Annotated in this window: 20 protein-coding genes; 10 read left to right on the forward strand and 10 right to left on the reverse strand. The window is 53.2% G+C overall.

What is annotated here, in order from left to right:
- Positions 1–8: 8 nt before the first annotated feature.
- The 6 genes from ybiO to rhtA form a co-directional block, all read right to left on the reverse strand.
- Positions 9–2,222, reverse strand: a complete 2,214-nt coding sequence (ybiO, locus tag M987_RS12445; RefSeq protein ID WP_014069453.1) for a mechanosensitive channel protein — start codon at positions 2,220–2,222, stop codon at positions 9–11.
- Positions 2,223–2,358: 136 nt separating this feature from the next.
- Positions 2,359–3,081 (reverse strand): glutamine ABC transporter ATP-binding protein GlnQ, encoded by a 723-nt coding sequence (gene glnQ, locus M987_RS12450; protein ID WP_014069454.1) that lies wholly within the window; start codon positions 3,079–3,081, stop codon positions 2,359–2,361.
- Entirely contained in the window at positions 3,078–3,737 is a 660-nt protein-coding gene (glnP, locus tag M987_RS12455; protein WP_003858462.1) for a glutamine ABC transporter permease GlnP, read from the reverse strand. The genes glnQ and glnP overlap by 4 nt, the downstream gene beginning before the upstream one ends.
- A 118-nt stretch (positions 3,738–3,855) precedes the next feature.
- On the reverse strand, positions 3,856–4,599 hold the full coding sequence (gene glnH / locus M987_RS12460) for a glutamine ABC transporter substrate-binding protein GlnH (protein WP_014069455.1): 744 nt from the start codon (positions 4,597–4,599) through the stop codon (positions 3,856–3,858).
- A 361-nt stretch (positions 4,600–4,960) separates the two neighbouring features.
- Positions 4,961–5,464 (reverse strand): DNA starvation/stationary phase protection protein Dps, encoded by a 504-nt coding sequence (gene dps / locus M987_RS12465; RefSeq protein WP_014069456.1) that lies wholly within the window; start codon positions 5,462–5,464, stop codon positions 4,961–4,963.
- Positions 5,465–5,765: 301 nt separating this feature from the next.
- Positions 5,766–6,653: a threonine/homoserine exporter RhtA gene (rhtA, locus tag M987_RS12470; protein ID WP_014069458.1), complete on the reverse strand. Its 888-nt coding sequence runs from the start codon at positions 6,651–6,653 to the stop codon at positions 5,766–5,768.
- Between the two features lie 355 nt (positions 6,654–7,008).
- Between rhtA and ompX the strand changes: the two genes are divergently transcribed.
- Positions 7,009–7,527: an outer membrane protein OmpX gene (gene ompX, locus M987_RS12475; protein ID WP_014069459.1), complete on the forward strand. Its 519-nt coding sequence runs from the start codon at positions 7,009–7,011 to the stop codon at positions 7,525–7,527.
- Between the two features lie 281 nt (positions 7,528–7,808).
- On the opposite strand, the gene M987_RS12480 is transcribed toward ompX, so the two are convergent.
- The gene (locus M987_RS12480) at positions 7,809–9,392 is read right to left on the reverse strand and encodes a phosphoethanolamine transferase (protein ID WP_014069460.1); all 1,584 of its coding nucleotides are present in this window, start codon (positions 9,390–9,392) and stop codon (positions 7,809–7,811) included.
- 279 nt (positions 9,393–9,671) lie between these two features.
- The gene (gene mntS, locus M987_RS12485) at positions 9,672–9,800 is read right to left on the reverse strand and encodes a manganase accumulation protein MntS (RefSeq protein WP_014069461.1); all 129 of its coding nucleotides are present in this window, start codon (positions 9,798–9,800) and stop codon (positions 9,672–9,674) included.
- Positions 9,801–9,983: 183 nt separating this feature from the next.
- Between mntS and mntR the strand changes: the two genes are divergently transcribed.
- The 9 genes from mntR (at position 9,984) to M987_RS12530 (ending at position 20,627) form a co-directional block, all read left to right on the forward strand.
- Positions 9,984–10,457: a manganese-binding transcriptional regulator MntR gene (gene mntR / locus M987_RS12490; RefSeq protein ID WP_014069462.1), complete on the forward strand. Its 474-nt coding sequence runs from the start codon at positions 9,984–9,986 to the stop codon at positions 10,455–10,457.
- Positions 10,454–11,563, forward strand: a complete 1,110-nt coding sequence (locus M987_RS12495; RefSeq protein ID WP_014069463.1) for an anion transporter — start codon at positions 10,454–10,456, stop codon at positions 11,561–11,563. The genes mntR and M987_RS12495 overlap by 4 nt, the downstream gene beginning before the upstream one ends.
- Before the next feature lie 101 nt (positions 11,564–11,664).
- Complete coding sequence (locus M987_RS12500) at positions 11,665–12,759, forward strand: HlyD family secretion protein (RefSeq protein ID WP_014069464.1); 1,095 nt, start codon at positions 11,665–11,667, stop codon at positions 12,757–12,759.
- Positions 12,756–14,327 (forward strand): DHA2 family efflux MFS transporter permease subunit, encoded by a 1,572-nt coding sequence (locus M987_RS12505; RefSeq protein WP_014069465.1) that lies wholly within the window; start codon positions 12,756–12,758, stop codon positions 14,325–14,327. The genes M987_RS12500 and M987_RS12505 overlap by 4 nt, the downstream gene beginning before the upstream one ends.
- The gene (locus tag M987_RS12510; protein WP_014069466.1) at positions 14,327–15,850 is read left to right on the forward strand and encodes an efflux transporter outer membrane subunit; all 1,524 of its coding nucleotides are present in this window, start codon (positions 14,327–14,329) and stop codon (positions 15,848–15,850) included. The genes M987_RS12505 and M987_RS12510 overlap by 1 nt, the downstream gene beginning before the upstream one ends.
- A 104-nt stretch (positions 15,851–15,954) precedes the next feature.
- Positions 15,955–16,995: an aldo/keto reductase gene (locus tag M987_RS12515; RefSeq protein ID WP_014069467.1), complete on the forward strand. Its 1,041-nt coding sequence runs from the start codon at positions 15,955–15,957 to the stop codon at positions 16,993–16,995.
- A gap of 150 nt (positions 16,996–17,145) precedes the next feature.
- On the forward strand, positions 17,146–18,522 hold the full coding sequence (locus M987_RS12520; protein WP_014069468.1) for a glycoside hydrolase family 1 protein: 1,377 nt from the start codon (positions 17,146–17,148) through the stop codon (positions 18,520–18,522).
- 50 nt (positions 18,523–18,572) lie between these two features.
- Entirely contained in the window at positions 18,573–19,895 is a 1,323-nt protein-coding gene (locus M987_RS12525; RefSeq protein ID WP_014069469.1) for a PTS sugar transporter subunit IIC, read from the forward strand.
- A gap of 15 nt (positions 19,896–19,910) precedes the next feature.
- Positions 19,911–20,627, forward strand: coding sequence for a GntR family transcriptional regulator (locus tag M987_RS12530; RefSeq protein WP_014069470.1), 717 nt, complete (start codon positions 19,911–19,913; stop codon positions 20,625–20,627).
- 15 nt (positions 20,628–20,642) lie between these two features.
- Here the strand turns inward: M987_RS12530 and M987_RS12535 are convergent, their stop codons facing one another.
- Both M987_RS12535 and ldtB read right to left on the reverse strand, forming a co-directional pair.
- On the reverse strand, positions 20,643–21,452 hold the full coding sequence (locus M987_RS12535; RefSeq protein WP_014069471.1) for a glycosyltransferase family protein: 810 nt from the start codon (positions 21,450–21,452) through the stop codon (positions 20,643–20,645).
- A gap of 241 nt (positions 21,453–21,693) precedes the next feature.
- Positions 21,694–22,614 carry a L,D-transpeptidase gene (ldtB, locus tag M987_RS12540; protein WP_014069472.1) on the reverse strand — a complete coding sequence of 307 codons (921 nt, stop codon included), beginning with the start codon at positions 22,612–22,614 and terminating at the stop codon, positions 21,694–21,696.
- Positions 22,615–22,706 lie beyond the last annotated feature (92 nt).

Below are 22,706 nucleotides of genomic sequence, written 5' to 3' on the forward strand. Positions count from 1 at the left end.
CAACACGGCTACAGCGTCGGTTCCTGCGGCGGTGGCGCTGATGCCGGTGATGGCAACACCTGATAGGTCTGCACCGGCATTCGCACATCCGCCAGATCAAAGTGTTTTTTCACCATGCTGTCGAGCGCAAATCGCACGGTCCACTGTTTAAGCGGCTGGGTGGTGAACGACACACGCAGCGTGAACGCCGTATTGGTAAGCCCGACAATACCGGCAAAAGAGGGCTCGCCAATGATAAGCCCCCGAATGCCGTCCATCTCCAGTAACTCTTCCACCGCGGCCTGTAGCGCCTGCTTTGCTTTATCGGCATCTTCATGGCGGTCAACATCGTAATTCGCCACTACTGAGCCAATACCGCGTACGAAGTTTGCGAAGGTGGTAATCGATGACCACGGAATAATGTGGTACGCGCCGGTATCCTGACGCACGCCAACAGAACGAATGGACATCCGTTCGACCGTGCCGGTTAATGGCCCGATAGTCACCAGATCCCCGGTGTTCATACCGTTCTCAAACTGAATGAAGATACCGGTAATAATATCCTTCACCAGCGTTTGCGACCCGAAGGAGATAGCCAACCCCAGTGCGCCTGCACCGGCCAGCAGCGGGGCGATATTCACGCCTATTTCTGACAATACAATCATGATGGTAATGGTGCTGATAATAACCGCCAGCGCATTGCGAAAAAGGGTTAACAGCGTGCGGGCACGGGCACTCGGCAGCGGCCTGCCGTGAATATCCGAAACCAGACGGTTCTCTATCAGACTCGCCAGCAGCGTCCAGCCTACGGCTGAGAAGAACAGGATCAGCGCGATGCGAATCAGAATATCGACGGTCTTTTCCCCCGCACCGTTGTGCAGCCAGTTCCAGAAATCAAACAGCCCCCAGGCGTTCAGCAGCAGCATCACGGCAACGCAGACGGTAAGGATCCGCGCCACTTTAAGTGATACCGACGCCCAGCCATTCACCCGCTTTTGCAGCTCTGGGTAGTTGCGCTGAACCTGTGGCGATAGGGTGATAGTTTTTGAGATCCAGCGTGAAAGCAGGCCCGAAACGAAGGCAGCAATGCCGATAATGGCCAGGCTTTTGAACGTGGCTCCCATCATAAATTTCAGGCTGTTGCCCGGGTCAAACAGGGAGAAGAAGCACAGCACAATAAAGTAAGCGCTTGCCAGCCAGTGCCACACCAGTGCGAAGGCGCGTATGAACAGGCTGAAGAACGAAAGAGAACGATCGGCCAGTTGCAGCAGACTCTCGGTGATGTGTTTTTTGTTGTGAAAGATCAGGTACAACGCCCAGACGGTAATACAGAGCATGATCAACACGTTGGCCAGTGCGCCGAACTGGACATTCACCTGATTAGAAATGATTGGCACGGCAACCAGCAGCCCATAGCCAATCAACCCGCTGAGAATACTCAACCTTAGAGCCCAGTATTTAGCGCTCTTATCCTGAATGGCAAAAGGGCGAAGATCCGGCACGCCCGGGCAAAAAATGAGGCGTAGCAGCGCCTTAAAGAACTCAATCAGGGCAAACGCGTTCAGGAACAGCGCCTGCTGAAAGGCGATGGTTTTACTACCGGCATTCAGCGCGTCGCTCGATATCTGCCCGACAAACAGGGTGAGGGCCAGCAGCAGTAAATCAATGATAAATGCACCGGTAATCATTAGCGGTAACGGAAACCAGCTGCCCTTGTCGCGATTCTTTCTTCGTCCCCACTGACCCATTTTGCGGTACAGCGGCCAGGCGCACAGGCGTGCCAGCCAGTAAAAAGCAAACACAATGGCTGCCAGCATCAGGAAATGGCTCACCGCAGTGGTAAAAGTCTGCGGGTTGAAAGGCTTATGCGGAGAACCAATTAAGTTGCGCCAGAGCTGGGCAAAGCGTGAAGAGAGGGCTTCACTGTAGTGCCGGCTTACCTCGGTAACATTTTCCAGCACCGTTTTTTGTTCAGCTGTCTCTGGCGGCGCAATAGCGGGGACAGGCTCCTGAGACGGCGTGGCGGCGGCGTTACGTAACTGGCCGATGAGCGCCTGGCGTGAAGTATCGTTTTCAAGGATATCGGCCAGCGCGCTATAGGCCGCTTTTTTTTGTTCGGCATCAGGTTCTGGTGGGGGCGTATTCTGCGCGGTGGACGAGGTTCCGGTGGTAACGCCCGGGATCGCGACCGCAAGAGAAGGGGCGCAAAACAGGCTAAGTACAAGCAACAGTATCCACGGCACGGCGTCCTCCGGTGAAAATGTCGAATGAAATGATAAGTATAGAAGGCAGGAGGCAGTGGAGGATTTTTGGGAACAATCTGGCAAAAAAAAGCCGGGTGCAGCTTTCGCTGACCCGGCCTTGTGGCTGAAAGGTGTATCAGGAAACGTGTTGCAGGAATTCCTGCAAACGTTGGCTTGGCGGGTTCGCAATAAGCTCTTGCGGGTTGCCATCTTCAGCGATACGGCCTTTATCAATGAAAATCAGGCGAGAAGCCACTTTCTCGGCAAAGCCGATTTCGTGGGTAACGATAACCATCGTCATCCCTTCTTCTGCCAGATCCTGCATGACTTTCAGCACCTCGTGGCGCAGCTCAGGATCGAGTGCAGAGGTTGGCTCATCAAACAGCATCATTTTCGGTTTCACTGCCAGCGCGCGGGCAATCGCCACACGCTGCTGCTGGCCGCCGGACAACTCAGAAGGGTAGTGGTGCGCACGCTCCGCCAGACCAACTTTCGCCAGCAGATCTTTCGCCAGCGCTTCTGCTGCCGCTTTGTTGGCCCCGCGCACGCGCAGTGGGCCAAACATCACGTTTTCCAGCGCCGTCAGGTGTGGGAACAGGTAGAACTGCTGGAACACCATTCCTGCTTCCTGACGGATCAGACGGTCGTCCACTTTCGGGTCATTGACTTTCAGGCCGTCGACAATCAGGTCGCCACTGGTTATCTCTTCCAGCTTGTTGATGCAGCGCAGCAGGGTAGATTTACCGGATCCAGAGGGCCCGATAATGACCACCACTTCGCCCTGTTTAATATTTAAATCGATATTGTGCAGCACCTGGGTTGGACCAAAGTGCTTGGAAACGTTTTTAAATTCAATCACAGGATTTTCATCCTTCTTTCAAGACGACGCAGAACAAAGCTCAGAACCAGAGTGATAATCAGATAGACAACGGCTACCGCACTCCAGATTTCCAGCGCACGGAAGTTGCCAGCAATAATCTCCTGGCCCTGACGGGTCAGTTCAGCAACGCCGATAACGATAAACAGCGACGTGTCTTTAATACTGATGATCCACTGGTTACCCAGCGGTGGCAGCATACGGCGCAGCGCCAGCGGGAGGATAACGTGGCGGATCGTTTCGCGACGTGAAAGACCCAGAGCCAGGCCCGCTTCGCTGAAACCTTTATGAATCGACAGTACCGCACCACGGGTGATTTCCGCGATGTACGCACCGGAGTTGATCATAATGGTGACAACGGCCGCGCTGAACGGATCGATGCGCAGATCGGTGAATGCCATAGGCAGGGCGAAGTAGATGAACATGACCTGTACGACGATTGGCGTACCGCGGATCACTTCGATGAAAACCAGTGCGATGTGGTTAGCAATCCAGCCACCGTAGGTGCGGGCGAAACCGGCGACAAGACCGATAATCAACCCGCCAACCAGACCGAGGACCGAAATCCACAGGGTCATTTTGGCGCCTTCAAGCAAGAGAGGAATGGCAGGCCAGATGGCGCTCCAGTCAAACTGCATGATGTATTCCTGTATACCGTGGTGAAAACAAAAATTTAGCCAGAGGGATGACTAAAATTGTAGGCCCGGTAAGCGTAAGCGCTACCGGGCTTTACAGTACCTGATGGATCAGGTTGATTTATTTAGGTTCAGTACCGAACCATTTTTTGTAGATTTCGTTGTACGTGCCGTTCTCTTTCAGGGTTTTCAGCGCGCCGTTCACTTTAGTGCGCAGGTCATCGCTGCCTTTAGGGAACGCAATACCGTACTGCTGTGCTTCCAGAGATTCACCCACTGCTTTGAACTTGCCGTTGCCCGCAGTTTTGATGAAGTAGAGGATGTTTGGTGTGTCGTGCAGAACGGCATCAGCACGGCTGGTGCCCAGTTCCATGTACGCGTTGTCGATGTTCGGGAACTGACGCAGATCTTTGGTTTTGATGTTTGCTTTTGCGTAGTCAACAGAACCGGTACCGCCTTTTACAGCAACCACTTTACCGTCGAGATCTTTAACACTTTTAATGTCGTTATTGTCAGCTTTAACCATCACCAGCAGGCCGCTTTTGTAGTAGCCGTCAGAGAAGTCGATCGCTTTTTTACGTTCGTCAGTAATGGTGATACCTGCCAGCGCCAGGTCAACGTTTTTGGTTTGCAGTGCCGGGATGATGCCGCTGAAATCCATTGGCTTCAGGGTGTAATCCAGTTTGAGTTCTTTTGCGATAGCGGCCCACAGATCCACATCGAAACCAACGTATTTGTCACCCTGTTTGAATTCAAACGGAACGAACGCCGTGTCGGTCGCCACAACCAGTTTGTCGGCGGCCTGAGAAGACACCGCAAAAGCCAGGGTAAGTGCAGCCAGTGAAACTTTTAATACAGACTTCATAGCATTTCCTTTTATATCCACGGGGCGATCCCCTGCGAGAACAACAGGCACCATGAAAAAATCGTGCCAACTTTACAACTTGTTGTTTTGCAAAGAGGATGATGTCACAGGTTGCACAATAAACGTGGCAATCCTGTTTTATTGCACCAAGATGGAGCACCTTTTTGGTGCGCTTCGTTTTGGTCAACTGACGGGGTGATATTTAGCGCAGGTTCTGACGAAAAAACAATCTTCTATTAACGGTTGTGTGAGGTGATTATTACATTTCGTTCACTTTTGCAGGGGGTGAACAAAAAAATGCGCACCATAAAAGTGCAAAGCCCCCGCTGAAAGCGAGGGCTTGATAGAAAAATCGTATGGATTACTCGATGTTAGACTCGATGAACCACAGGAATTTATCCAGATCGCGGGATGCGGCGGTGAAGATGTCCGCGGTGTCTTCGTCTTTGGCTTCACCAATCGCTTTACGAACGTCGTTAGCGACAATCGCATACCTGTCCGCCAGCTCTTTCAGGTGATCCTGAACGGTGTGAATATCCAGCGGGTAACTTTTCAGTGGTGTTTTACTGTTGATGACCTGCGTTGTACCTAGCGCTACGCCCCCTAGCTGAACAGCACGTTCGGCCATGGTATCCAGGTGCTCGGTCAGGGCGGTACGGAATCCATCCAGCATTTCATGTACGGCAATAAAGTTTGCGCCGCGCATATTCCAGTGAGCCTGTTTCGTTATCAGCGACAGATCAATGAACTGGATCACCTGGCGATTCAGCAACTCAACAGTCGCTTTCTTATCGCTATCTGATACATCGTTGCGGGTATAAAGCAGATTAGATGATTTCGTTTTTACCAGTTTAGCGGTACTCATAATCTCATATCCTCTTGATGTTTGTGTCCCAGGTAATTAACGAAAAAGAGTATAGCACCTGTTCAGGATATTGCGGCTTCGGTCCTGCCTATCAGTTTAATAGCGTAGAGTGTCTTGAGGGTTAAATGTCTTTATTATCATTGCGATAATGTATTGGTTGCAGAAGTGTTACTATTTCCCATCGTGCGGAATAGTACGGTAATGATATTTCAGAATAATGCGAAAATTGTGAGTGAATTATACAGGAAGAGATACTGGCGTATATTCTGCATGGCTATTTCGCCATGCAGAATCAAGCTCATCAATTAATATCGATTTTTTCGACTTTGCTTTCGCGGCGCAGGGTCAGCGTGGATCCCATTGACGCGGCAATAATAGAGCAGAGTGCAAGTGTCTGGGTGAAGGTCAGCGTCTCACCGAGGAACACCATCCCGGAGATCGCCGCCAGCGCGGGCTCCATACTCATCAGCGTTCCAAAGATCCTTGTCGGCAGACGCGTAAGGGCAATCATCTCCAGAGAGTAGGGCAGTGCCGTAGAGAGGATGGCAACGGCAAGCCCTATCGGCATGACTGACCATTGCCAGATAGATTCCGTTGCCTGCGCCATGCCAACAGGGACAAAGACGATCGCGGCAATTAATGAGCCCAGGGCAACCGTTGCCGGGCCATGCTCTTCACCCGCGCGCTGGCCCGTAAGAATATAGACCGCCCAGCAGGCTCCCGCGCCCAGCGCCAGTGCAGCGCCCGTTAAATCAATCTGCGACACATCCTGGCCGAGCGGTAACAGGAACCATAAGCCCAGTACGGCTAACACCACCCAGATAAAGTCTACCGGACGGCGGGAGGAGAAAAGCGCCACGGCCAGTGGGCCGGTGAATTCGAGAGCAACGGCAATCCCAAGCGGTATGGTCTGAATCGAGAGGTAGAACATATAGTTCATGGCCCCCAGCGACAGCCCGTAAAACAGCAGGGGCAGGCGTTGTTCTTTTTTGAAGCGCAACCGCCAGGGTTTGAAAATAACCACCAGTATCGCCGTACCCAGTGCGATACGCAGCGCGGTTACGCCAGGCGCACCGACCAGCGGAAAAAGCGATTTTGCGAGCGACGCACCACTTTGAATGGAGAGCATGGCGATGAGTATGACTGCTACCGGCATCCAGACCGACGTTTTGCGGGATAACCCTGGCATCCTTTCTCCTGTCAATTTATGTCAAGTGAAGTAAAAGCCGCAGTGTATATGGAAATATGCTGCAACGGTTGAGACGCCGTTGAAAAAAAAACGTATGAAATCCGTAAAATGGTTAAGTGTTGATGGATTTATCGGCTGTCAGATTAAGAATAATCTGGATGAATACAGCGGCATTGACGCGCAGTATTAGATTTTTGATGTGGAAATTCTGCGTTATTTGAAAGAGATAGCTGATACTGGAAACGTTCTGTTACAGGAAAGGCTTCATTAGACACCATGAATCAGAAAGAGTTTCACAAGAATTTTTGATATATTTAAAACTTACGGATTTACTTGAAGCACATTTGAGGTGGTTATGAAAAAAATTGCATGTCTTTCAGCACTGGCAGCTGTTCTGGCTGTTTCCGCAGGTACCGCTGTAGCTGCTACTTCTACTGTTACTGGTGGTTACGCTCAGAGCGATATGCAGGGCGTGATGAACAAAGCTAACGGTTTCAACCTGAAATACCGCTACGAGCAGGACAACAACCCACTGGGTGTGATCGGTTCCTTCACTTACACTGAGAAAGACCGTTTCGACAACAGCGCTTACAACAAGAGCCAGTACTACGGTATCACCGCTGGTCCAGCTTACCGTCTGAACGACTGGGCAAGCATCTACGGCGTTGTGGGTGTTGGTTACGGTAAATTCCAGCAGACTGAAAACGAAGGTGCTAACCGCACTGCAAGCACCAGCGACTACGGTTTCTCCTATGGCGCGGGCTTACAGTTCAACCCAATCGAAAACGTTGCTCTGGACTTCTCCTATGAGCAGAGCCGTATTCGCAGCGTTGACGTTGGCACCTGGATCGCGGGCGTAGGTTACCGCTTCTAATCACTCCGGTGAGCCAGTAAAAAATCCGCCCAATGTGGCGGATTTTTTTATGGGGAAAATACAGGGATGCAGCTTCCCCAGTCATTTTCTTGCCGGGAGCCCGGGTCGCCAGGGTAGCGGCGGTGAGCTACCCTGGCACGTTCACCGGTATTGGGGTGACAGAGTAGCAAGGAACATAAAGTGAACGGAGTAACCACCTGAGCTGTATGTTCCCTCTCACCCCAACCCTTTCCCCAAAGAGGAGAGGGAGGCGTTCGTGCAGCCTGGGCTTGTTGGAATTGTCACTTACTCTTGATATCGAAGATATCCGTACCCAGGTGGTTATAGTCAACTTTCTGTAACTTGAAGTTGGTAATGTACACTGGGGGAGCCTTCTTACCCGAAACAAACGGGTAATCATTTTTTATCTCTTCTGCGGAAATCCCGGTCCACTGGGAGAAGAACTCAAGGAAATCATTCGCCGAACGGCGTGCCTTCACGATCCGATGCGTTTTATCATCGCTCGACAGCACCATAAACGGTACCTGGAAGTTCTGCTGGTACTTGTCATCATGCGCCAGATACTGCACCTCTTTTCCCCGTTCTTTGAACGCTAAGCCGTGGTCAGAGAAATAGACCATCGAGAAACTTTCCCCGGTATTACGCAACTGATCATAGAGCTTGCTCAGCAGCTCATCCGTTTGCGTCATGGTATAGAGGTAGCACGAGGTTTCCTTCGACTGAACGAATTCAGCGTATTTCCCTTGGGTACGGTCGCAAGCCTGCGGGTGCGAACCCATCAGATGCAAGACAATCAGCTGTGGCTGCGTGCGCTGGTTGGCAAAGACCTGAGCGGTCATTTTCAGCAACGCTTCATCTTTGGTGTTTTTATCGGCTTCAAAATCACCGCTTTTCAGGAACTGAACTTCGTCAGCACGCTTTGCAATGCTGGCAATTGCCGTATCGTACTCGCCAATTTGCCCCTGATTAGAGAACCACCAGGTCTGGAAACCGGCGCGGTTAGCCAGGGTGACAAAGTTATCCTGGTACTGCGGTTTACCGTCAACCACGCGGTTTAACGTCAGACCGAGCGATTTTTGCGTTGAGCCGCTGGCGGCGATGTAATCGGTAAATAAGGTGCCATTAACCGAGCTGGCAAACGGCGTGTTATCCCAGTGGCCGCCAAACGCTCCCATCGCATCACGACGGGCGCTTTCACCAATCACCACCACATAGGTGTGATACCTCGGTTTAACCGCCAGCACGTTCCAGGTGTCTTTCATATTTGAAAGCTCAGCCATGCGTGCCTGCTCATCAACAACTTCCTGGTTATTGACCACCACATCTTTCACGAAGCGGAAAACCGGGTAACCGGTATCTTTGAGCTTAAACACACCGCCCCAAGCAAGGTTTTGAATCGGGGCGACAAAGAAGGTCGCTACGCCAATGACCAGGCACAGGTGTTCAATTTTACCCCAGGTTTTTTTCTCTTCGGGTTTACGGCGCATGGCGATGACGCCCAGCGCAAAGATGAAGAGGCCGACCACGTAGCTGTACCACGGGAAAATCGTCAGTATTTCTGTCGACTCTTCCATATTGGTGGAATGCAGGGCCAGCAGGGTATTAAAGTTTGGCGAGCCATAGGCCTGGCCAAACGGAAAATAAAACGCAGCGACCAGAGAACAGATCCCGACTAACGTTTTTTGCGCGCGCGGAGCACTTCGCCACAACACGTGGAGAATGCAGGTAAAAGCCACGGCATAAAGCAGGCTAAATGGATAGCCAAGCGCAAAGTTTATCAGCAGCGATTGCAGAAAGTAGAATCCCGTCCACGGGCTTAAGGCCCGGCTGCGGGTAACAAGTGTATCTTTCAGGGTTAAATTCATAGGTCACTATCATGAAAACGCCATGTGCTCACCCTGGCGTCAAGGGTCAAAGCCTGCCTGACAGTGCGTGGAAAGGGAATGTGGGTCCGCTTCAGCGAGCCGCAAATAGTGCAGGGCTGCACGAAGATAGTGCTAGCGGTAAATAAGGTCAACAGTTGCTAAGCAGATGTTTTGCGAGGGGGATTGCAAATCCGCGAAAAAGTGCGGGAATTAGGCGGCCGAAAGCCATTTTACACGGGGATTGTGACGAAAAAATGAAGCGGCGTACCGCGACGCCGCTTAATGAGAAGGTTTATCGTCCTGCTGCGGTTTGTTGTTAAACATGTCGCACAGCATCGATAACAGCATTAACCGTACTTTAAAGGGAGAGTGAGTAAACACGTTCATACACCTCTTGAATTCGTTCATAAGACCTCCTGATTTAAGACCCCTTCGATCCGTGAAGGGTGACTGCATTACATACAGATATAGCACAGGCTATATTGTATAGCTACGGCTATTTCGTTAATTTTTTGTGCTTGTACAGCTATGGTTTACAATGGCGCTCTCGTTACACGGCGCTGGAAGCGTCACCCCCATTGAGGACACACAATGAACCGTCGCGCAGGTAAGCCAACAATAAAAAAAACGACGCAACTGGTTAATGTTGAAGAGCATGTTGAAGGGTTTCGTCAGGTGCGCGAAGCGCATCGTCGTGAGTTAATTGATGACTACGTTGAGCTGATCTCGGATTTGATTCGTGAGGTTGGAGAAGCGCGCCAGGTAGATATGGCCGCGCGTCTGGGTGTTTCACAACCAACTGTCGCCAAAATGTTAAAACGACTGGCCTCGGTGGGCTTAATTGAAATGATCCCCTGGCGTGGCGTATTCCTGACGCCTGAGGGCGAAAAGCTGGCCCATGCGAGCCGCGAGCGCCACCAGATAGTAGAGAACTTTTTACTGGTACTGGGCGTAAGCCAGGATATTGCGCGCCGGGATGCCGAAGGCATGGAACACCACGTCAGTGAAGAGACGCTGGCGAAATTCCACGAATTCACCATGAAATACGGGCCATCTGCGGAATGACGTTTCCAGGATTGCAGGCGCTGAAACGCGATCGTTTCTTTCATCTCTTATTGATTATCGGGGCAGGGTTAAGCTTTTTTGTTCCTTTTGCACCGCACACCTGGCCTGCGGCTATCGACTGGCGCACGATCATCACGCTCAGCGGTTTAATGATGCTCACCAAAGGTGTCGAGCTGAGCGGCTATTTTGACGTACTGGGGCGCAAAATGGTGCGCCGCTTTGCCACCGAGCGCAAGCTGGCGCTATTTATGGTCTTGTCAGCTGCCGTACTGTCGACCTTCCTGACCAACGATGTGGCGCTGTTTATTGTTGTGCCACTGACCCTTACGTTACGTAAGCTCTGCGAGATCCCGGTTACCAGGCTTATCATTTTTGAAGCACTGGCGGTTAATGCGGGCTCACTTTTAACGCCCATTGGTAACCCGCAAAATATTCTGCTGTGGGGGCGTTCCGGGCTGTCGTTTGCTGCATTCACCTGGCAGATGACGCCGCTGGCACTGGTGATGATGGTGTCGTTGCTGGTGGTTTGCTGGTTTGCGTTCCCGGATAAGAGATTGCAGTACCACAGCGGAACAACAGGCCCGGAGTGGAAACCGCGGCTGGTCTGGAGCTGCCTTGCGCTGTATATCGTCTTCCTGACGGCGCTGGAGATGAAACAAGAGCTGGTCGGCGTGGGGCTGGTTGCCTGCGGATTTTTCATTCTCGCCAGACGTGTTCTGGTTAGCGTGGACTGGACGCTGTTGCTGGTATTTATGGCCATGTTTATTGATGTCCATCTGCTTATCCAACTGCCGGTTTTACAGCATGTCCTGCACAGTGTCAGCGGTTTGTCGCAGGCAGGTTTGTGGCTCACAGCAATCGGTTTGTCGCAGTTTATCAGCAATGTTCCTTCAACCATTTTGCTCCTCAATTATGTGCCTCCGACTGTGCTACTGGCCTGGGCGGTAAACATTGGCGGGTTTGGTCTGCTGCCTGGCTCGCTTGCCAATCTGATTGCCCTGCGGATGGCTAACGACCGCCGTATCTGGTGGCGATTCCATGTATGGTCTCTGCCGATGCTGGCCTGGGCCGCGGCGATCGGATTCGGACTATTCCTTCTCATATAGTGCGCTATTTGTCAGTTTATCCTGGCAAATGTATAGCAACGTCCTAGCTTTAGTGAACGGCATAGTGTGATGCCGCTCACTGACAGGACCGTTGCTGAACTATGGCAGAAGATCAAAACCCGCCTGCTGACGAGCAGGACAACAACAATAACGCGCGCAAGCGCCCGGGCAAAAAACCGTTAATTATCCTTGGCATCGTCGTCATCGTGATGGTGATTGTGGCGGCAGTCTGGTGGTTTTTGACCCGTAATGAAGAGACCACTGACGACGCTTTTACCGATGGTGACGTGGTGACCATTGCCCCGAAAACGGCGGGTTACGTGACCGAGCTTCGCGTGCGTGATAACCAGCGCGTGAAGAAAGGGGATGTGCTGGTGGTGATCGATCCTCGTGATACCACGGCCCAGCGCGATCAGGCTCAGGCCCAGCTTGGGCTGGCACTGGCTCAGCTCCATCAGGCGCAGGCGCAGCTGGCGCTCTCCAAAGTGCAATATCCCGCTCAGCGCGACGAGGCCAAAGCCCAGGTGCTGAAAGCGCAGGCCGATATGGCAAACGCGCAGGCAGAGTACCGCCGTCAGCGCGGCGTTGACCCGCGCGCAACGACCCAGCAAAGCATTGATTCCGCTAACGCCCAGTTGCGCAGCGCTCAGGCAGGGCTGGCGAGCGCGCAGGCGCAGCTGGAAGTGGCAGAACAGGTTCAACTGCAGATCCGCCAGCAGGAAACCAACGTTGAAGCCCGCGAGCGCCAGGTTGACCAGGCCAAAGCGCAGCTCGAAACCGCGAATCTCAACCTCTCTTATACCGAAGTCCGTGCCCCGTTCGAGGGTTTTGTCACCAAACGCAACGTCCAGCCCGGCACGCTGGTGCAGGCGGGCACAGCACTGTTCTCGCTGGTTTCCCCGAACGTGTGGGTAGTGGCGAACTTTAAAGAGTCGCAGCTAGAGCGCATGAAGCCTGGCAATAAAGTAAAAGTCTCCGTTGATGCCTGGCCGGATATGGCGCTCGAAGGCCACGTTGATAGTATCCAGCAGGGCAGCGGCTCGCGCTTCTCCGCCTTCCCGTCGGAGAACGCCACCGGTAACTTCGTCAAAATCGTTCAGCGCGTGCCGGTAAAAATCGTCATTGATAAAGGGCTGGATCCGAACAGGCCGCTGCCGCTGGGGCTATCGGTTGAGCCGAAGGTGACGGTGGAATGACGGATCATAGCCACGATAACTGGAAGCCCGCCAGCAACCCGTGGGCGGTGGCGATTGTGGTCACGCTGGCGGTGTTTATGGAAATCCTCGACACCACCATCGTTAACGTGGCGCTGCCGCACGTCGCAGGGTCGCTCTCGGCCAGCTATGACGAATCCACCTGGGTGTTGACCAGTTACCTGGTGGCGAACGGCATTGTTCTGCCTATCTCAGCCTTCCTTAGCCGATTGTTTGGCCGCAAGCAGTTCTTCCTGATCTGCATTGTGATGTTCACCATATGCTCGTTTCTGTGCGGTATTGCCACCGAGCTGTGGCAAATCATCCTGTTCCGCGTGATGCAGGGCTTCTTTGGCGGCGGGCTGCAGCCTACCCAGCAGTCGGTTTTGCTCGACTACTTCAAGCCCGAAGACAGGGGCAAAGCCTTTGGCCTTTCGTCCATTGCCATCATCGTTGCCCCCGTGCTTGGGCCGACGCTTGGCGGCTGGATCACCGATAACTACTCCTGGCGCTGGGTCTTCTTCATCAACATTCCGGTGGGGATTGTGACGGTGCTGGCAATCTATCAGCTGCTGGAAGACCCGCCGTGGGAGAGCAAATCGAAAGAAAAACTGTCGATTGACTGGACGGGGATTGGTCTTATCGCCCTCGGCCTGGGCTGTCTGCAGGTGATGCTCGATCGCGGTGAAGATGACGACTGGTTCTACTCGAACTTTATTCGCACCTTCGCTGTGCTGACGCTGGTTGGCATTATCGGCGCCATCTACTGGCTGCTGTATGCCAAAAAGCCGGTGGTCGATCTGCACTGTATGAAAGATCGCAACTTCACCGTCTCCTGCCTGCTAATGGCGGGTATGGCGATGATCCTCTACGGCAGCTCGGTGGTGATCCCGCAGCTGGCGCAGCAGGATTTGGGCTATACCGCCACCTGGTCCGGGCTGGTGCTTTCGCCCGGCGCAGTGCTGATTGTATTGACCATCCCGCTGGTTTTGAAATTGATGCCGGTGGTGCAGACGCGCTGGATTATTGCCTTCGGATTTACCTGCCTGGCAGTGTCATTCTTCTGGTCGCGTACGCTGACGCCGGATATCGATTTCGAAACCCTGGTGCTGTTCCGCAGCGCGCAGTCGATTGGGCTGGGATTCTTGTTTGTGCCGCTGACTACCATTGCCTTTATCTCGATACCGAGGCGGCTCAATGCCGACGCGGCGGCGCTGTTTACCATGTTCCGCAACGTGGCCGGTTCGATTGGGATTTCGCTCTCGACGGCGGCGATAACCGAACGCGCGCAGGCGCACAGCGCCCATCTGGCGTATCACGCTTCGCCGTTTAACGAACAGTTCCAGCTGGCGATCCGCGAAAGCGCTCAGGCGATCCAGAACTTCACCACCCAGGTGGGTGACCCGACCGGTATCGCCACTGGACGCATGTACCAGACCATGATCGAGCAGTCGCGCTTCCTGGCCTATATCGATGTTTTCACCCTCCTGAGCGCGGTGGCCTTGTTACTGATCCCGTTTTGTTTGTTGCTCTCGCCGGTTAAGAGCGAGGGGAGTGCAGGAGCACACTGATGATACACAGACGTTTACACCCCCTGATGATAATGATGCTGCTGGTAGGCTGCGCCGTCGGGCCTGATTATCAGCAGCCTGCGCCGCCTGCCCCTTCGCACTGGAACGACAAGGGCGACAGAGAGGTAAAATCAAAAACAGAATCGACGGCAACCAACCCGCGCTGGTGGAAAACCTTCGGCTCGCCACAGCTCGACAGCCTGGTTGAACGCGCCATCGCCGGGAATTTGTCCCTGCAGCAAACGGTGCTGCGCATCGCCGGCGCGCGCGAACAGATTAACCAGGCGGGTGGGGCGTTTTATCCGTCGGTCAACGGTAACCTGCAGGCGACGCGCCAGCAGCTTGGATTGGAAGGAGAGCTGAAATCCCACGGCGTGTACGACCAGCTGGATAACGTCGATCCTGAACTCAGAGGCGCGCTGGGGCCGCTGACGCAGCCGATCAATCTCTACCAGGGCAGCTTCGACGCCCAGTGGGAAATCGACCTGTGGGGCAAGGTGCGCCGTCAGGTGGAGGCCGCCGAAGCGCAGCAGAAAGCGGCGATAGAGCAGCGTAACGACGCGCTGGTGTCGCTGGAGGCCGAAGTGGCCCGGGCGTGGCTCCAGCTGCGCGGGGCGCAGAGCATTATCGCCACGCTGAACACTCAGATTGAGAGCGCCCAGCAGACGCTGGATCTGACCGAAAGCCGCCAGCGCGGCGGGCTGTCTCCGCAGATGGATGTGGAAAACGCCCGTGCGCAGCTGGGCAATCTTGAAGCGCAGCTCCCGCAGTACCAGGCGCAGGAGCGTCAGGCGATGAATGGCCTGGCCATCCTGCTTGGCAAACCGCCGGGCGCGCTGGATGCGGAACTACAATCAGCACAGCCGATGCCCGCGCTGCCGGATATCGTGCAAACGGGCATTCCGTCCACGCTAGCGCGACGTCGCCCCGATGTGCGCGAAGCCGAGGCGAACCTACATGCCGCCACGGCGCAGATTGGTGTTTCGGTGGCGGAACTGTTCCCGAGCTTCACCCTCTCCGGGCAGTTTGGCCTGCGCAACAGCGAAAGCAACTGGCTGACCGACTGGAGCAGCCACTTTTACAGCTTCGGCCCGCAGGTTTCTATTCCCATCTTCCAGGGGGGGCGGCTGGTGTCCAGCGTCAAGGTGGCGCGCGCGCAGCAGGGCGCGGCGGTGCTGGACTATCGCCAGACGGTGCTGACGGCGCTCGGAGATGTGGAAAATGCGCTGGTGAGCTATCGCACCGACCAGCAGCGTGAAGCGGGGCTGGCGAAAACCATCGACGCGCTGCAAAACGCCTTTGACCTGGCGAGCGACAGCTACCGGCAGGGTATCGCCAGCTTTATCGACGTGCTGGACGCCCAGCGCCAGCTGGCGCAGGCGCAGCAGCAGCGCGCGCAGGCACAGGTGCAAAGCGCGCTGGATTTGGTTGCGCTCTATAAAGCGCTCGGCGGCGGCTGGGAGCCGTATCAGCAGGTGCAGCTGCCGGATTACAAGGTCTTTGGCGACGCCTCACGCGGATAACGATTCAGAGGATTGGGCAAGAAACGGACAGGAACGCCACATTCGCGATGGCTGAGGGGCGGGTATAACTAACAGACACCCAATCGACATGCGAGGAAAGCATTATGCGTTATCAAAAACTGGGCAATACCGGTCTGTTTGTTTCTGAACTGTGCCTCGGCACCATGACATTCGGTGGTGAAGGCGGCATGTGGGGCAAGATTGGCCAGCTGCGACAGAATGAGTCAGAGCAGCTGGTAGGGCGCGCACTGGATGCCGGGATCAACTTTATCGATACCGCGAACGTCTACTCAGAAGGGCGTTCGGAAGAGATAACTGGCCAGGCCCTGAAAAACCTGAAAGTCCCGCGTGAAAACGTAGTGGTCGCCACCAAAGTGTTTGGCGAAACAGGCACGGCGGGGGTGAACTCCCGGGGTAACTCTCGTTACCATATCATCGGCAGTGTGAAAGAGAGCCTGCGCCGTCTTCAGCTTGATCATATCGATCTCTATCAATTACACGGCTTCGATCCGGCCACGCCGGTTGAAGAAACGCTTTACGCGCTCGATAACCTGGTGCAGCAAGGCCACGTGCGTTACATCGGTGTTTCCAACTGGGCAGCTTGGCAAATCATGAAGGCGCTTGGGATTTCCGAGCGGCTCGGGCTGGCGCGTTTTGCGTCGTTGCAGGCCTATTACACCATTGCCGGACGCGATCTGGAGCGTGAGCTGGTACCGATGATGCAAAGTGAAGGTGTCGGGCTGATGGTCTGGAGCCCGCTGGCGGGCGGTTTGCTGAGCGGGAAATATGGCCGTGACGGGCAAGGCGAGGCTGGCAGTCGCCGTCTGGAATTTGATTTCCCGCCGGTTAACAAAGAACGCGCGTTTGACTGTGTGGACGTGATGCGCACCATTGCCGGGAGTAAAGGCGTATCGGTTGCACAAATTGCGCTGGCGTGGCTGCTACATCAGAAGGCGGTCAGCAGCGTCATCATAGGCGCCAAACGCGTGGACCAGCTTGATGACAATATCGCGGCGACCCACATCCGTTTAAGCGACGATGAGCTAAAACAGCTGGATGCCGTCAGCGAGCTGCCGCGTGAATATCCGGGCTGGATGCTCGAGCGCCAGGGTGAGTATCGTCGTAATCAATTAGCACAGCAATAACCCCGCTTTCCCCGGCAGCGATTCACCTGCCGGGGTCACTATTTTTCCCGCACTGCTCACAAAAAACGATCCTTCTCTTTGATTGATTTTTCATCTTCACCTATATGACTAGTCATGAAATTTAAATGACTAGTTATATAGGGAGAGTCCATGAAGAAATTACTGCCAGACAACTTTTTATGGGGAAACTCGGTTTCCAGTATGCAGACCGAAGGCGCATGGAATGAGGGCGGAAAAGGGATGTCGGTGTACGACATTCGGGAAGCCAGTGAACACGCCTCTGACTGGAAAGTGGCAACCGATTCTTACCATCGTTACCATGAAGACTTTGATTTGATGCAGGATTTGGGCATGAACTGCTATCGGTTCCAGATCGCCTGGAGCCGCGTGTGCCCGCAGGGTGACGGCGAATTTAACGAAGAAGGTATCGCCTTTTACGACCGCTTTATCAACGACCTGATTGCCCGCGGCATCGAGCCGATGATTTGCCTCTACCACTTTGATATGCCGCTGGCGCTGGCGCAGGAGTACAACGGTTTTAACGATCGCCGCGTGATGGACGCGTTCATCCGTTATGGCAAAAAGATGATCGACTGCTATGGCGATCGCGTGAAGTACTGGCTGACATTTAACGAGCAGAACATTTTCCATATGCCGGAAGCCTTCAGAATTTCCGGTTACATGAAAGGTGAGAAAACCCTGCGCGAGCTGTATGAGCTCCAGCATCATACGATGGTGGCGCATATGGCGCTCACAGAATATCTGCACCAGACCAAACCGGGCAAGCTGATGGGCGGGATGCTGGCGCACCAGCTTATCTATCCGGCCACCTGCAAACCGCGCGATATCTTCTACGCCCAGCAGTATGACGAGTTCCTTAATCAAAACCTGTTGCGCGTTTTCGCAGGCCAGGGCTATAGCCCGGCGGTGATGGCTGTTGTCGAACAACAAGGTTTTGAGGATATCTATCATCCTGAAGATCTGGCGCTGCTGGCGCGTACCAAAAACGACTACATGGCGTTCAGCTATTATGCCAGTAAAACCCTCGACAGCGATGCCATCCCGGAAGGGACGCCGGTTAACTATTACCTGCTGCATGGCGACAAAAACAACCCGTATCTGAAAGCGACCGAGTGGAACTGGCAGATTGATCCGTTGGGTTTCCGCACCATTATCACCCGCTACTACAACGACTGGCGTCTGCCGGTGTTCCCGATTGAAAACGGAATTGGGGTAATTGAATCCTGGGATGGCGTTAACCCGATTAACGATACCTACCGCATTGATTACCACCGCGCGCACATCGAGGCCATGAAAGAGGCCATGTTTGAAGACGGAGCGCAGGTTATTGGTTATCTCGGCTGGGGACTTATCGACATTCTGAGCTCGCAGGGCGACATGCGTAAGCGTTATGGCGTGGTGTATGTGAACCGCGAGAACCATGATTTGCGGGATATGAAGCGCGTGCCGAAAAAGAGCTATGCGTGGTTGAAACAGGTTATCCATACCAACGGGCGCGAGATGTAAGTTGTACGCTGCCGGGCTGTTTTTGTGACTGATGAATGGGAATATCCGCTATGTCTGAAACAAAAATTACACCTGCGATGCAGTCCTTCGTCGACAGATTTGTTGAGTTTTCGGCGCGCCTGGCCAATCAGGTGCACCTGCGTTCCTTGCGCGATGCCTTCGCCACGGTAATGCCCATTTTTATCCTCGCCGGTTTAGCGGTGCTGGTGAACAATGTGGTATTTCCGTGGTTATTTCACGGCGACACGCTGACGCAGTTTAAAGTGTGGGGAGAGGCGATTATCAACGGTACGCTGAATATCGCCGCGCTTTTGCTTGCACCGATGATTGCCTGGTCGCTGGCACGCAACAAAGATTTCGACAACCCAGTCTCGGCAGTGGTTATCGCGGTCAGCAGTTTTATCATTATGATGCCAATGCATCTGCAACTTACCCCGGTCGGCAGCCAGACCACGGTTAACGTCACGCAGGTGCTGACGTTTGCCAACATCGGCTCCACCGGGATATTTGCCGGCGTACTGATTGGTTTACTCTCGACGGAAGTGTTTATCGCCATTTCCCGACTGAAGGCACTGCACATTTCGCTTGGGGAAAATGTGCCGCCAGCGGTGAGTAAATCCTTTACCGCGCTGATCCCAACGATCCTCACGCTCTCGTTATTTGCCGTACTGGCCGCAGTGCTGGCAACCGTGATGCATACGGATCTTATCCATCTGATTACCACTTTTATTCAGCAGCCTTTGCGTCTGATTAACACCAGCCTGCCGGGCACGATCTTTATCTATAGCTTCGGCAATTTCTTGTTCACGCTGGGTATACATCAGTCGGTGGTTAACAGCGTGGTGCTCGAGCCGTTTCTGCTGATTAATACCAATGAGAACATGCTGGCTTTCGCCAACGGCCAGCCGATCCCACATATCATCAACAATATCTTTGTTCCGACGTTTGGCATGGTGGGCGGCACCGGCAGTACCATCTCACTGCTGATCGCTATTTTTGTCTTCTCACGGCAAAAGTCTGCCAAACAGGTTGCACGCCTGTCTCTGGCGCCGGGTTTATTCAATATCAACGAACCCGTGATTTTTGGTCTGCCGATTGTCTTTAACCTGCCGCTGATGATCCCGTTTGTCCTGTTGCCTGCCATTGGCATTTACTTTGCCTGGCTCTGTACGACGCTCGGGTTAATGTCGCGTTGTGTGGTGATGATCCCCTGGACAACACCGCCCATTCTGAGCGCCTGGCTGGCGACGGCAGGGGACTGGCGGGCCGTGGTTGTGCAGTTGGCAATCATTATATTTGGTGTATTCTTCTACCTGCCTTTCCTCAAGATTGCCGAGAGAGTGGCGTTGAGAAACAGCGGGACAGAAAACTAACGGAAGGAAAGGACGATGGCGGCGAAGTACATCACCATAGCGCGTGAAATCAAAAAACGTATTATCAGCCAACAGTATGCCGCCAATGAACCGCTGCCGGACCAGTTTGCGCTGGCAGCGGAGTTCAGTACCAGTCGTATGACTATTCAGCAGGCCATGCGGCAGCTGATTGTTGAAGGGCTGGTGTACACCCGACAGGGGCAGGGGACGTTCATTCGCAAGAATTTCCTGCAACTCTCGCAGTGGGATCTTTCAGGAAGCGACTACTTTGGCGCGACAAAAACCTGGGAGCATCTGGGCACAGTCAGCAGCCGGGTTGTCCATTTCGAATTGCGTTTTCCCAATGAGAAAGAACAAGCCTCGCTGATGATTAACGGCGATGCGCCCGTGTACGACTTTGTTCGCCTGAGGCTGCTCAATGGCGAGCCCATGTCGCTGGATTCTACCGTGATGCCGCTCAATCTGGTGCCCGGCCTGAATAAAACGCATCTGGAAAGCTCGGTGTTTCGCTACGTGCAGGAGACGCTGGGCCTGAAAATCATGGGGTCATACCGTGTGGTGCGGGCGCTAAAACCCAATGCGCTGGATATGCAGCATCTGGTTTGTGAACAAACCGATCCGGTTCTGGAGGTTGAGCAGGTTATCTATCTGGAAGATGGCACACCGCTGGAGTATGCCCACTGTCACTATCGTTACGATCACGGCGGGATCGTGATCGTCAACAATGGCTAACGCGCAATTCAGCTTTCAGGCACACGTCTCAAAGTAGCTGTCGGTGTCTTTAATGTAGAGATCGTTCTGGCACAAATAGTGAATCTGACCAGGTTTAAACGTAAATCGAATTTTTTGAAAAAGTGAACGTTTAATTTTACTGGTATTTGCGCGGGACAAACCGTAGTCATGAATAATTTCATGAACAAAACGGATGCTCTGGGCCGAAACATAAACAGGCGTTTTGGTTAACTGGATAAGTTTACTGATCCAGATATCATCCGCACGAGGACAAACTTTAAGGAAGTCCTCATTGTAGTGAAAATACTCCGGGATCATACTTTTCTTGAGCACAACACCACCCAGACCGGTGATGATATAGTCCTGCTCAATCACTTTCGGCACCGTAATTAACGGGAAATTACGATAGGTATCGAGGATATCTTTCTTCTTCTTTACCGTTTTACGCACGCGGGCCGCGACAACACATTTTTGATTATGACGATAAAAGTCATCAAGAAGAGTTTGCGCCCAAATTTCGTTATAAATGGCATCGTCATCGGCATAGATCAGAATATCGTCATCCGTGGCAACTTGCAGTGCCGGGAATAGTTTACGATAAGGTCCTGTATTCTTTACCCATTTGAAGACGAGGTTAGTGCCTGTTTGACGGATTTTATCCGCCCACTCAGGCTCTTCAGTGATGCCATCGTCACTGAGATATGCGGTGCTGGAAACCCACACAACAATTTGATCGACCCTGGTACTCTGGTTCGCAAGTGACCACACTGTTTGCGAACAGAGATAAAGGCGCGATTTTGTTGTTGTTAAGTTAATACTGATCATCGTGACTAAGCAGGCTCCAGAAAGAATTCACAACCCTACAAAATGCAGAAAAAACTGATTTTATAAGTTGGCGCATGATAGCACTTAGATGAAAAGAAGTAACCCCGAAGCTTTAGCAGAAGATGGCGGAATGGGGTAAATAGCAATTAATGTCTTTTAGCCGCGACAGAAATGTGGGATAGCGCAAATAAAAAACCCCGACAGTGCGGGGTTTTTCGGATTATCTAAATAGCGGGAGCATTTAGTTTAAACGCACTGGCATCCCGGAACGGTTCTGAACCGCCTGGTCAACAACCGTGGATTCTACGTCAGCCTGAGACGTTACAGCTTGCACTGCGCTGTTCAGCGTAATTGGCACGATTTCGTTGTTGTTGATCTGGTCTTCACTGGTAGACAGCGGGTTGTGAACTTCGATGTAACGGCTGCCGTCCGGCTCGGAAGTGGCTTTTACCGGCTCGTTAATGAACTGCACGCGAGTCCCGACCGGTACGTTTTCGAACAGGAACTTAATGTCGTCGTTACGCAGACGCACACAACCGTGGCTCACACGCAGGCCGATACCGAAGTTGGCATTGGTCCCGTGAATGGCATACAGACGGCCGATGTACAGGGCATACAGACCCATTGGGTTATCCGGGCCTGCCGGTACAACGGCTGGCAACGGCTCGCCTGCAGCAATGTATTCCGCGTGCATTTTCGCCGTTGGGGTCCAGGTTGGGCCTGCTTTCTTACGCTCAACTTTGGTGGTCCAGTTCATTGGGGTGTCTTTACCCAACTGGCCGATACCGATAGGCAGCACGATCACGGTGTTGGTGCCTTTCGGGTAATAGTACAGACGCATTTCGGCGCTGTTGATCACGATACCTTCATGCACGGTATCTGGCAGGATCAGCTGCTGCGGAATGTTCAGCACGGTACCGGCTTTTGGCAGGTACGGGTCAACACCCGGGTTGGCTTCCAGCATGTTTGACAGGCCGAGCTGGTATTGTGCAGCAAAATATTCCAGTGGCTGAGAGTTACCCTCTTCAACGGTGACAACCTGGTTTTGACCCACCAGACGGCTACCGTCTGTCGGCAGAGGATAAGTCACCGCAGAAGCGGTTTTGCAAAAACCTACTACGGCTAACGCCGCCGCAAAAAGCGTTTTTAATTTCATGTTCATGTTGTGCGAGGTATCTGAGCCACTCTGGCGATTAGTTGATAAGTCTGAATCTGTGATGGGAGCGCATTATATGTGCATTCCCTCTCGCAGGG

This window comes from Enterobacter soli ATCC BAA-2102 (genome assembly GCF_001654845.1).
Classification (GTDB): Bacteria; Pseudomonadota; Gammaproteobacteria; order Enterobacterales; family Enterobacteriaceae; genus Enterobacter; species Enterobacter soli.